Origin of the sequence: Streptomyces sp. ATCC 21386 (assembly GCF_018728545.1) — a bacterium.
Taxonomy (GTDB): Bacteria; Actinomycetota; Actinomycetes; order Streptomycetales; family Streptomycetaceae; genus Streptomyces.
Map to the genome: position 1 here is coordinate 2164458 of NZ_JAAVVL010000001.1, position 10656 is coordinate 2175113.

7 protein-coding genes and 1 pseudogene are annotated in these 10656 nt (G+C 69.2%); 6 read left to right on the forward strand and 2 right to left on the reverse strand.

Features of this window, described 5'->3' with window-relative positions:
• The 3 genes from GWK25_RS09420 to GWK25_RS09430 all read left to right on the forward strand — a co-directional run.
• A partial coding sequence (locus GWK25_RS09420; protein WP_215449333.1) for an IucA/IucC family siderophore biosynthesis protein occupies window positions 1-1508 on the forward strand: 1508 nt, incomplete at its 5' end.
• A 108-nt stretch (window positions 1509-1616) separates the two neighbouring features.
• Window positions 1617-2393 carry a GNAT family N-acetyltransferase gene (locus tag GWK25_RS09425; RefSeq protein WP_215449334.1) on the forward strand — a complete coding sequence of 259 codons (777 nt, stop codon included), beginning with the start codon at window positions 1617-1619 and terminating at the stop codon, window positions 2391-2393.
• A gap of 242 nt (window positions 2394-2635) precedes the next feature.
• Window positions 2636-4645 (forward strand): ATP-dependent DNA helicase, encoded by a 2010-nt coding sequence (locus GWK25_RS09430; RefSeq protein ID WP_215449335.1) that lies wholly within the window; start codon window positions 2636-2638, stop codon window positions 4643-4645.
• A gap of 185 nt (window positions 4646-4830) precedes the next feature.
• Here GWK25_RS09430 and lexA read toward each other — a convergent pair whose 3' ends face one another.
• Window positions 4831-5607 carry a transcriptional repressor LexA gene (gene lexA, locus GWK25_RS09435; protein WP_045561107.1) on the reverse strand — a complete coding sequence of 259 codons (777 nt, stop codon included), beginning with the start codon at window positions 5605-5607 and terminating at the stop codon, window positions 4831-4833.
• A gap of 539 nt (window positions 5608-6146) precedes the next feature.
• Here lexA and nrdR point away from each other — a divergent pair.
• Together nrdR and GWK25_RS09445 are read left to right on the forward strand one after the other, a co-directional pair.
• A complete protein-coding gene (gene nrdR, locus GWK25_RS09440) occupies window positions 6147-6710 on the forward strand; it encodes a transcriptional regulator NrdR (RefSeq protein WP_215449336.1) in 564 nt (187 codons plus the stop codon).
• 162 nt (window positions 6711-6872) lie between these two features.
• Window positions 6873-9764 (forward strand): vitamin B12-dependent ribonucleotide reductase, encoded by a 2892-nt coding sequence (locus GWK25_RS09445; RefSeq protein ID WP_215449337.1) that lies wholly within the window; start codon window positions 6873-6875, stop codon window positions 9762-9764.
• A 122-nt stretch (window positions 9765-9886) separates the two neighbouring features.
• Here GWK25_RS09445 and GWK25_RS09450 read toward each other — a convergent pair whose 3' ends face one another.
• Entirely contained in the window at window positions 9887-10495 is a 609-nt protein-coding gene (locus tag GWK25_RS09450; RefSeq protein WP_215449338.1) for a TerD family protein, read from the reverse strand.
• A 77-nt stretch (window positions 10496-10572) separates the two neighbouring features.
• Here GWK25_RS09450 and GWK25_RS44500 point away from each other — a divergent pair.
• Window positions 10573-10656, forward strand: a pseudogene (locus GWK25_RS44500) (DUF4937 domain-containing protein); the annotation flags it as partial.

Here is a 10656-nt window from a genome sequence, read left to right on the forward strand (position 1 = left end):
GGCCCCACCCCCGACCCAGGTCCGTGCCCAACCCGCCCGTCGAGCGCGACCAACTGGACCTGGTGGGGCGGGTCGCCGACTCCGTCCGCCAGGTCGCCCTGTTCATCACCGAGCGCCGAGCACAACCCGCCGACGATCCCGACCGGTTCCTGGCCGCCGAGCAGGCCCTCCTCCTCGGCCATCCCCTCCACCCCACCCCGAAGAGCAGGGAAGGGCTCTCCGAGACCGAAGCGCGCCTGTACTCACCTGAACTGCGTGGCTCCTTCCCTCTGCACTGGCTGGCGATCGCACCCTCCGTCCTCTCGACCGACTCGGCATGGACCGAGCGCGGCCGTGTCGTCCCCGCCGGCTGCCTGACCGCGCGGCTGGCCGGGCCGGACCTGTCACTCCCCAACGGCTTCACCGCCCTGCCCCTGCACCCCTGGCAGCTCCGCGAGGTCCGCCACCGTCCGTCCGTCGCCGCGCTGCTCGACGCCGGCCTGCTGCGCGACCTGGGCCCGCACGGCGCTCCCTGGCACCCCACCTCCTCCGTCCGCACCGTTCACCGCACCGGCGCCCTTGCGATGCTGAAACTCTCGCTGGGCCTGCGCATCACCAACTCCCGCCGTGAGAACCTCCGCAAGGAACTCCATCGCGGTGTCGAGGTCCACCGCTTGCTGCGCACCGGCCTGGCCGAGCGGTGGCGTGCGGTCCATCCCGGGTTCGACATCGTCCGCGACCCGGCCTGGCTGGCGATCACCGCACCGGACGGCGACCCCCTGGCGGGCCTGGACGTGGTCATCCGGCACAACCCGTTCGGCCCGGCGGACGACGCGTCCTGTGTCGCCGGCCTCGTGTCACCCCGGCCGTACTCCGATGGGCAGCGCCGTCCCGACGAGCGCCTCCTCATGCGGTCGCGGCTCGAGGAGGTCGTCACCCGTCTCGCCGGGCGGACCGGGCGTTCCCGGGGAGCCGTAGCCGTCGAGTGGTTCCTGCGCTACCTGGAACACGTCGTGCGGCCCGTGCTGTGGCTCGACAGTGAGGCCGGGATCGCTCTCGAAGCGCACCAGCAGAACACGCTCGTCCTACTGGGCCCCGACGGCTGGCCCATCGGCGGAAGGTTCCGCGACAACCAGGGCTACTACTTCCGTGAGTCCCGCCGCGCGGACCTCCGATCCCGGTTGCCCGGCATCGGCGAGCGCAGCGACACGTTCGTCTCCGACGAGGTCGCCGACGAACGGTTCGTCTACTACCTCGGCATCAACAACGTGCTCGGTCTCATCGGCGCTTTGGGCTCCCAGCGCCTCGGCGACGAACGGCTCCTTCTCGCCGCCTTCCGCCGCTTCCTCACGGATGTGGCCACCGGTCCCACCAGGCTGAAGACCACCCTGCCCGCCCGACTGCTCGACTCACCCGTCCTGCGTTGCAAGGCCAACCTGCTGACCCGCCTCCACGGCCTCGATGAACTCGTCGGTCCCGTCGACACCCAGTCCGTGTACGTCACCCTCACCAACCCCCTTCATCCATGACCGGCCACTCCTCCTCCGTACTGCGGTCCAGCCCACTCGCCCGTGCAGTCCGACTCCCTTCAGTTCCGAGGAACATGACCCACCCGATCTCCTGAGAGGAGCGTCGCCGTGCCTCCCACCGACGCGAGCACCGACGCGAGCACCCACCTGACCACCGACACCGGCACCGCCTCGGCCCCCGGCAACGAGGACACCCTCGAACTGCGCCTGACCGACGACTTCCTCGCGCTCCTGTCCGAGGACACCGGCCCCGAGGACACCGAGCCGTGCGACGGCGGTACCGGTGCGGGGCAGGGGGGACGCCCGGCCAACGGCGAGTTGCTCGACCACCTCGCGGACTGGGGTCCGGTTGCCACACCGGCAGGCACCCTGCACCTCGTCCCTGTGCGCCTCGGGCGTGATGTCCCGCTGGTCTCCCGCTGGATGAACGACTCGGCCGTGGACTCCTACTGGAAGCTCGGTGGAGCCGAGGACGTGACCGCGAACCACCTGCGTGCCCAGCTCGACGGAGACGGCCGCAGCATGCCCTGTCTCGGACTGCTGAACGGAACCCCGGTGAGCTATTGGGAGATCTACCGGGCGGATCTCGACCCCCTCGCCCGCCATTACCCCGCCCGTCCGCACGACACCGGGATCCATCTGCTCATCGGCCCCGTGGCCCAGCGGGGGCGCGGTCTCGGCTCCACCTTGCTCCGCGCCGTCGCCGATCTCGTCCTCGACAGAAGACCTTCCTGTGCCCGCGTCGTCGCGGAACCCGACCTTCGCAACTTTCCCTCCATCTCCGCTTTCCTCAGCGCGGGCTTCCGGTACTCCACCGAGGTCGACCTGCCCGACAAGCGTGCCGCCCTCATGTGCAGGGACCGGCTGCTGCGCGATCTGATGTAGATCCGATGTGGATCTGCTGTGACGCCGTCATTTCTGGTACACCGCCCGAGCCGATCCGGTTCCCGGTCCAATCGCCCGGCCCGGCCGGGGCCAGCCCCGAATCGACTCGACTCGATGTCCGGGCCCCGAGACCGTCCCGTCCCGTCGAAGAGAAGACGTCTTGATCCCGCCTCCCAGACCCGACCCCGCCCGCCCGCCGCGATCACCCGTTTGTCAGTGGTGACCCGTAGGGTGGTCGCGCTATGACGAAGCCCTCACTCCACGAACTCCTGCACGCAGCCGTCACCGCTGTCGGCGGCACGGAGCGCCCCGGCCAGGTGACCATGGCCGAAGCCGTCGCGGAGGCGATCGACGACGGCTCCCACCTGCTGGTCCAGGCAGGCACCGGCACCGGCAAGTCCCTCGGGTATCTGGTGCCCGCGCTCGCCCAGGGAGAGCGCGTCGTCGTCGCCACGGCGACCCTCGCTCTCCAGCGGCAGCTCGTGGAGCGGGACCTGCCGAGAACCGTCGACGCGCTGCACCCCCTCCTGCGCCGCCGCCCGGAGTTCGCGATGCTCAAGGGCAGGTCGAACTACCTGTGCCTGCACCGGCTGAACGAAGGCGTGCCGCAGGACGAGGAGGAGGGCCTCTTCGACCAGTTCGAGGCGGCCGCCCCCAGCAGCAAGCTGGGCCAGGACCTGCTCAGGCTGAGGGACTGGTCGCAGGAGACCGAGACCGGCGACCGGGACGACCTCACCCCAGGAGTGTCCGACCGCGCCTGGGCACAGATCTCCGTGTCGTCCAGGGAATGCCTGGGCGCCACGAAGTGCGCGTACGGCGCCGAGTGCTTCGCCGAGATGGCCCGGGAGCGGGCCAAGCTCTCCGAGGTCGTCGTCACCAATCACGCGCTGCTCGCGATCGACGCCATCGAGGGCGCCCCGGTTCTCCCGCAGCACGAGGTGTTGATCGTGGACGAGGCGCACGAACTCGTCTCCCGGGTGACCGGCGTGGCGACCGGCGAACTCACTCCGGGCCAGGTCAACCGTGCCGTGAAGCGGGCGGCGAAGCTCGTGAACGAGAAGGTCGCGGACCAGCTCCAGACCGCTGCCGAGGGGTTCGAGCGGATCATGGAGCTCGCTCTGCCGGGCCGGCTCGAAGAGATTCCCGAGGATCTGGCCTACGTCCTGATGGCGCTGCGCGATGCCGCTCGCGCGGTGATCTCGGCGATCGGCAGCACCCGCGACAAGTCCGTCCAGGACGAGGACGCCGTCCGCAAGCAGGCTCTGGCGGCCGTGGAGAGCGTGCACGACGTGGCGGAGCGGATCAGCAACGGTTCGGAGTGGGACGTCGTCTGGTACGAACGCCATGACCGTTTCGGCGCGTCCCTGCGTGTGGCCCCGATGTCCGTCTCGGGTCTGCTCCGGGAGAAGCTCTTCGCGGACCGCTCGGTCACCCTGACCTCCGCCACGCTCAAGCTGGGCGGCGATTTCAACGGTGTCGGGGCCTCGCTGGGACTGGCTCCCGAAGGCGTCCAGGGCGAGGACCTTCCACAGTGGAAGGGCGTGGACGTCGGATCGCCGTTCGACTACCCGAGGCAGGGCATCCTCTATGTCGCCAAGCACCTTTCACGTCCCGCGCGGGACGGCGACCGGGCGGACATGCTGGACGAGCTCACGGAGCTGATCCAGGCGGCCGGCGGCCGGACGCTAGGGCTGTTCTCGTCGATGCGGGCCGCCCAGCTGGCGGCGGAGGAGTTGCGCGTGCGCATCCCCGAGTACCCGATCCTGCTGCAGGGGGAGGAGACGCTCGGGGAGTTGATCAAGGGCTTCGCGGCCGACCCGAAGACCTGTCTCTTCGGCACCCTCTCGCTCTGGCAGGGCGTGGACGTGCCCGGTCCCAGCTGCCAGCTGGTCGTGATGGACAAGATCCCGTTCCCCCGGCCCGACGACCCGCTGATGAGCGCTCGCCAGAAGGCCGTCGAGGAGGCGGGCGGCAACGGCTTCATGGCGGTCGCCGCCACACACGCGGCTCTGCTGATGGCGCAGGGCGCCGGCCGTCTCGTCAGGGCGCAAGGTGACCGTGGCGTGGTCGCGGTACTGGACCAACGGCTCGCCACCGCGCGGTACGGCAGCTATCTGAAGGCCTCACTGCCCGACTTCTGGTACACGACGGACCGTAACCAGGTCCGCAGGTCGCTCGCCGCGATCGACAGCGCCGCGAAGGACCGAGAAGAGGCGGAGCAGCGGGAAGAAGCGGTGAAGGCGGAGGCGTGACGAACGGCCGGTGACCTGTCCCCATGACGAGGGGACAGGTCACCGGCCGTTGCGCGTGGGCTCCACCCTTGGGCCGTGGCTGCGGGCGGGCCCTGAACAGCCCAGGGCCCCGGAACCGGCGCAGTGGATTCCGGGGCCCGGATCAGGGGCGGGGACGGCCACGGGCAGCCGTCCGCCGCTGGGTGTCATACGCGGCGCAGAACGGCCACCACCTTGCCGAGGATGGTCGCGTCGTCACCCGGGATGGGCTCGTAGGCGGCGTTGTGCGGGAGCAGCCAGACATGGCCGTCCTCGCGCTTGAAGCGCTTGACGGTGGCCTCGCCGTCCAGCATGGCGGCCACGATGTCCCCGTTCTCCGCGACGGGCTGGCGGCGGACGGTCACCCAGTCGCCGTCGCAGATCGCCGCCTCGATCATGGAGTCGCCGACGACCTTCAGGACGAAGAGCTCGCCGTCCCCCACCAGCTGGCGGGGGAGGGGGAACACGTCCTCGACGGACTCCTCGGCGAGGATCGGGCCACCGGCGGCGATCCGGCCGACGAGCGGCACGTACGAAGCGGCCGGCTTGCCCGCCGTGTCCGTCGGCTGTGCCGAGGCCTGGTCGGAGCCCCGGACCTCGTACGCCCGCGGACGGTGCGGGTCCCGGCGCAGGAAGCCCTTGCGCTCCAGGGCCATCAACTGGTGCGCCACGGAGGATGTGCTGGACAGGCCGACCGCCTGGCCGATCTCCCGCATCGACGGCGGGTATCCGCGTCGCTGCACCGAGTCCCTGATCACCTCGATGACCCGGCGCTGCCGGTCGGTGAGCCCGGAGCTGTCCGCCCTGATGCCTGGAGGTCGGCCGGGCAGGGCGCGCTTGGGCCCTTCATGGTTCGTGGCTTCGTTCATCGCATGCACCGGCTCGAGTCGGCTCTGGGAGCGGTCCTGGGCAGTGATGGTGGCACTGTCAGCGGTGGTGGTCACGTCGGCCCCTCTCGATGGTCTCCCGTGCAGCACAACGGTAGTTGCTTTCGAAAGGTTGCGCCAAACACACGTTCGAGTGAAAAACCATGGATTACCTGACGTGACCATGTGTCCGGGTGTAAAGCGGGCGGCTCCGACGGGCAAAAGCGTTGATTGCTGTACCCTTCACCGCCGGGGCGAGGGGCCTTGTGGGCCGCTGTCGCCGCGTGGCCCAGTCTGCCATCCGGTGCTCCGTCGACCGGGTACCGACCCCTTTCTCGTGGCGCCTCCGCCGCGCCCGCGTCCGCTCCGCGACGGCGCGGACGCGCTCCGCGACGGACTGCTCGTCCGGCACATGCCCATACGTGCGCGACACGCGCGCCGTGGGGGGATTTACGTGCCAAGCCCTACATCTAGTGCTTGGATTGCCGCAACGGCCCAGAAGTTGTGGTCCCCCGGGTCCTCGGGCTCATGGTCATCCCCTATGCTTGGGGCTGCTTCCGCGGGGCCCAAGTGGCCCGTGGGGCTTATTGAGTCGTGCTGTGAGGAGGGTTGGAGTTATGCACTGTCCCTTCTGCAGGCACCCCGACAGCCGCGTCGTAGACAGTCGTACGACGGACGACGGCACGTCGATCCGCAGGCGCCGCCAGTGTCCCGACTGCTCCCGTCGTTTCACGACGGTGGAGACGTGCTCGCTGATGGTGGTCAAGAGGTCCGGCGTGACCGAGCCCTTCAGTCGTACCAAGGTCATCAATGGCGTCCGCAAGGCGTGCCAGGGCAGGCCTGTCACCGAGGACGCGCTCGCCCAGCTCGGCCAGCGGGTCGAGGAGGCGGTGCGCGCGACCGGGAGCGCCGAGCTGACCACCCATGACGTGGGGCTGGCCATACTCGGCCCGTTGCAGGAACTCGACCTCGTCGCCTACCTGCGGTTCGCAAGCGTCTACCGGGCGTTCGACTCGCTGGAGGACTTCGAGGCCGCGATCGCGGAACTCAGGGAAGAGCAGGGGAAGCGCCCCGACGCGCACGACGAGGACGTCGAGAGCGCGGCCGGGGGGCGCGTGGAGAGCGACCGCGGGTCCGGAGGGGCTGTTCAGGTCCCGGTGCCCGCCAACGCCGCCGACTGACGGCGGGCCGCACCGCCGGACCAGTGGGTGGTCCGGACGACCGGCGGCGATCCAGGCCTGTCGCGAACGGCTGTGTCAGTCGGGTCGCGACACAAGACAGAACACCGTGTCACGGGAACATCGTGGCACTTCAGGGCGTTTTCGCCCGTACAGGGAGGCGGCATGACAGAGACGGCGAGCGGTCCGGCACGGAGTTCCCGCGCCAAGGGCACCAAGGCGAGCAAGGGCCTGCGTATCGAGCGCATCCACACCACCCCCGGCGTGCACCCGTACGACGAGGTGGTCTGGGAGCGGCGTGACGTCGTCATGACCAACTGGCGCGACGGCTCGGTCAACTTCGAGCAGCGCGGCGTCGAGTTCCCCGACTTCTGGTCGGTGAACGCGGTCAACATCGTCACCAGCAAGTACTTCCGCGGTGCCGTGGGCACCCCGCAGCGCGAGACCGGCCTGAAGCAGCTGATCGACCGCATCGTGAAGACGTACACGAAGGCCGGCGAGGAGAACAAGTACTTCGCCTCGCCCGCCGACGCCGAGATCTTCGAGCACGAACTGGCGTACGCCCTCCTGCACCAGATCTTCAGCTTCAACAGCCCCGTGTGGTTCAACGTGGGCACGCCGCAGCCCCAGCAGGTCTCCGCCTGTTTCATCCTGGCCGTCGACGACTCCATGGAGTCGATCCTCGACTGGTACAAGGAAGAGGGCATGATCTTCAAGGGCGGCTCCGGCGCCGGCCTGAACCTCTCCCGCATCCGTTCCTCCAAGGAACTGCTCTCCTCCGGCGGCAACGCCTCCGGTCCGGTCTCCTTCATGCGCGGTGCCGACGCCTCCGCAGGAACGATCAAGTCGGGCGGTGCCACCCGTCGCGCCGCCAAGATGGTCGTCCTGGACGTGGACCACCCGGACGTCGAGGACTTCATCGCCACCAAGGTGAAGGAGGAGGAGAAGATCCGCGCCCTGCGCGACGCGGGCTTCGACATGGACCTGGGCGGCGACGACATCACGTCCGTCCAGTACCAGAACGCCAACAACTCGGTCCGCGTGAACGACGAGTTCATGACGGCCGTGGAGAACGGCACCGAATTCGGTCTCCGCGCCCGCATGACCGGCGAGGTCATCGAGAAGGTCGACGCCAAGGCGCTGTTCCGCAAGCTCGCCGAGGCCGCCTGGGCCTGCGCCGACCCGGGCATCCAGTACGACGGTGTGATCAACAACTGGCACACCTGCCCCGAGTCCGGCCGCATCACCGCCTCCAACCCGTGCAGCGAGTACATGCACCTGGACAACACGTCCTGCAACCTCGCCTCGCTGAACCTGATGAAGTTCCTCAAGGACGACGGCCTCGGCCACCAGTCCTTCGAGGTCGAGCGCTTCGCCAAGGTCGTCGAGCTGGTCATCACGGCGATGGACATCTCCATCTGCTTCGCCGACTTCCCGACCCAGAAGATCGGTGAGAACACCCGCGCCTTCCGCCAGCTCGGCATCGGCTACGCCAACCTCGGCGCCCTGCTGATGGCGACCGGTCACGCGTACGACTCCGACGGCGGCCGTGCCCTCGCCGGCGCGATCACCTCGCTGATGACCGGCACGGCGTACAAGCGCTCCGCCGAACTGGCCGCGGTCGTCGGCCCGTACGACGGCTACGCCCGCAACGCGGACGCCCACAACCGTGTGATGAAGCAGCACTCCGACGCCAACGGCACGGCCGTCCGCATGGACGACCTGGACACCCCGGTGTGGGCCGCCGCCACCGAGGCCTGGCAGGACGTGCTCCGCCTCGGCGAGAAGAACGGCTTCCGCAACTCGCAGGCGTCCGTGCTCGCACCGACCGGCACCATCGGCCTCGCCATGTCCTGCGACACCACCGGTGTCGAGCCCGACCTGGCGCTGGTCAAGTTCAAGAAGCTGGTCGGCGGCGGCTCGATGCAGATCGTCAACGGCACGGTCCCGCAGGCTCTGCGCCGCCTGGGCTACCAGGAGGAGCAGATCGAGGCGATCGTCGCCCACATCGCCGACCACGGCAATGTGATCGACGCCCCGGGCCTCAAGCAGGAGCACTACGAGGTCTTCGACTGCGCCATGGGCGAGCGTGCCATCTCCCCGATGGGTCACGTCCGCATGATGGCCGCGATCCAGCCGTGGATCTCCGGCGCCATCTCCAAGACGGTCAACATGCCGGAGACGGCGACCGTCGAGGAGGTCGAGGAGATCTACTTCGAGGCCTGGAAGCTGGGCGTCAAGGCCCTGGCGATCTACCGCGACAACTGCAAGGTCGGCCAGCCGCTCTCCGCGAAGACCAAGGAGACGGAGAAGGCCGAGATCGCCGAGAAGGCCGAGGAGACGATCCGGGCCACGGTCGAGAAGGTCGTCGAGTACCGCCCGGTCCGCAAGCGTCTCCCGAAGGGCCGTCCCGGCATCACCACCTCGTTCACCGTCGGCGGCGCCGAGGGTTACATGATCGCCAACTCCTACCCGGACGACGGCCTGGGCGAGGTCTTCCTGAAGATGTCCAAGCAGGGCTCGACCCTCGCGGGCATGATGGACGCCTTCTCGATCGCCGTCTCGGTGGGTCTGCAGTACGGTGTGCCGCTGGAGACGTACGTCTCGAAGTTCACGAACATGCGCTTCGAGCCGGCCGGTATGACGGACGACCCGGACGTGCGGATGGCGGCGTCGATCGTCGACTACATCTTCCGCCGTCTGGCGCTGGACTTCCTGCCCTTCGAGACCCGCTCCGCGCTCGGCATCCACTCCGCCGAGGAGCGTCAGCGGCACCTGGAGACCGGCTCGTACGAGCCGATCGAGGAGGAGGTCGACGTCGAGGGCCTCGCCCAGTCGGCGCCGCGCCAGTCCCTGAAGGCGGTCTCCGCTCCGAAGGCCGACGAGGAGGGCGCCAAGCCCGCTCCGAAGCAGGCCCACACCAGCGCCGAGCTGGTGGAGATGCAGCTGGGCATCCAGGCCGACGCCCCGCTCTGCTTCTCCTGCGGGACGAAGATGCAGCGGGCTGGTTCCTGCTACATCTGCGAGGGCTGCGGCTCGACGAGCGGCTGCAGCTGAACACGAGCGCCCTCCGGGCGTGAGGTGACTGCCTGAAGGGGGAGTCGGCGACAAGCCGGCTCCCCCTTTTCGCTGCCGTGGCGAACGGCGCGCCGTCTCCCCTGCTCCCCGTGGGGCGGGGGTCAGGCCTCTCGTGGGCCGCCCATGACGCGGGCGAAGGTCGCCGGGTCCTCGTCGAAGCCGGTGATGCCCGGGTTGAAGGTCCATTCGCCGGTGGTGTCGCGGACGAACTCGGCGACGGTCGCGGCCGTCGAGCCGAGGACGCCGCCGAAGTCGTCCTCCGCCAGGACGGTGTAGTCCTCACGGATGCGCAGAGCGGGCTTGGTGACCTCGGCGAAGGTCCTCGGGCCCGATCCCTGCTGTATGGCGACGCCGATCACGACCCGGCCGTACCGGCTGTCGAGGCGGTTCAGCTCGATCGTCATGACCTCGTCCCAGCCGAAGCCCTGGCCGGTCTTGCTGTCACGGTTGAGGGTGATGGTGCCGTCGGGTGAGCGGCTGTCGAAGTGCACGACGTAGGCGGGGCTGCCGGTCGGATCGGTCGCCAGGTAAGGGGCCGCGACGATGTCGAGATCAGTCGGCGGCTTTCCGGCAGGACTCGGGTCCCACTTGAGCGACACCTCTACCTTGCGGATGCCCTTGTTGAGGCCGTTCAACAGAACTCCCTCCCCCTCTTCTGTGCATGCGGGCCGAACTGCCTGGCGGTCCAGGCCAGTTGTCCATCCTCGCATGCGCGCCGGGGCGCTCGCCCGGGTGCAACCGGCCGGAGAGTGACCGCCGCCACGTTCCGTGGCCTTACCATGGCGCGGTGCTGGTCAAGTGGATTCGCTGCACCGTGGTGGACCGCCGCGGTTTCGAGCGGGGGCAGCGAAAGTGGGCGGGGCTACTGGGG

Coding starts and splice junctions, on each gene's coding strand:
- nrdR (WP_215449336.1), top strand. CDS start 6,147: ATGCACTGTCCCTTCTGCAGGCACCCCGACAGCCGCGTCGTAGACAGT.
- GWK25_RS09445 (WP_215449337.1), top strand. CDS start 6,873: ATGACAGAGACGGCGAGCGGTCCGGCACGGAGTTCCCGCGCCAAGGGC.
- GWK25_RS09450 (WP_215449338.1), bottom strand. CDS start 10,495: ATGCGAGGATGGACAACTGGCCTGGACCGCCAGGCAGTTCGGCCCGCA.
- GWK25_RS09430 (WP_215449335.1), top strand. CDS start 2,636: ATGACGAAGCCCTCACTCCACGAACTCCTGCACGCAGCCGTCACCGCT.